The sequence below is a fragment of the Massilia sp. CT11-108 genome, from assembly GCF_047302915.1.
Classification (GTDB): domain Bacteria; phylum Pseudomonadota; class Gammaproteobacteria; order Burkholderiales; family Burkholderiaceae_D; genus Telluria; species Telluria orientalis.
In genome coordinates this window covers 1-591 of sequence record NZ_JBKYMO010001161.1, presented here as the reverse complement: position 1 = coordinate 591, position 591 = coordinate 1, and the positions used below count along the sequence as shown (strand labels likewise).

Below are 591 nucleotides of genomic sequence, written 5' to 3'. Positions count from 1 at the left end.
GACCAGGCGCGCGCCCTGCTGGCCCGGGGGGCGGCGCGTCCGCTGCGCATCTGGAGCGCCGGCTGCTGCACGGGCGAGGAACCGTATTCGATCGCGCTGGCGCTGCGCCGCGACGTCCCGCAACTGCCGCCCGAACGCGTCGACATCCTCGCCACCGACCTGAACGACGCCTTCCTCGACGTCGCGCGTGCGGGCGTCTACCGGCGCTGGTCGTTCCGCCGCGCCGACCCGGCCGAACTGGCCCCGTTCATCCAGCCGCTCGGCGACGGCCGCTTCGAAGTCGACGCCGTGCTGCGCGCCCAGGTCCGCTTCGCGCAGATGAACCTGGCCAGCGGCACGTATCCGTCCGCCATGGACGTCATTTTCTGCCGCAACGTCCTGATGTACTTCGGGCCCGAGCAGTCCGCGCGCGTCGTCGCGCGGCTGCGCGCCGCCCTCGTCGACGGCGGCTGGCTCGTCGTGAATGCGAGCGAGGCCTCGACCCGGCTGTTCCAGGGCTTTACCGCCGTGTACCTGGAGGATGCCGTGTTCTTCCGCAAGGACGCGCTGCCCGCGCCGGCGCCGGTGCCGGTGGAGCCCGCACCAGCCGCG

1 protein-coding gene is annotated in these 591 nt (G+C 73.1%); it reads left to right on the top strand.

The genetic code is table 11. The features are described 5' to 3' along the window. A partial coding sequence (locus ACEN88_RS33740) for a CheR family methyltransferase (RefSeq protein WP_413346715.1) occupies nucleotides 1–591 on the top strand: 591 nt, incomplete at both ends.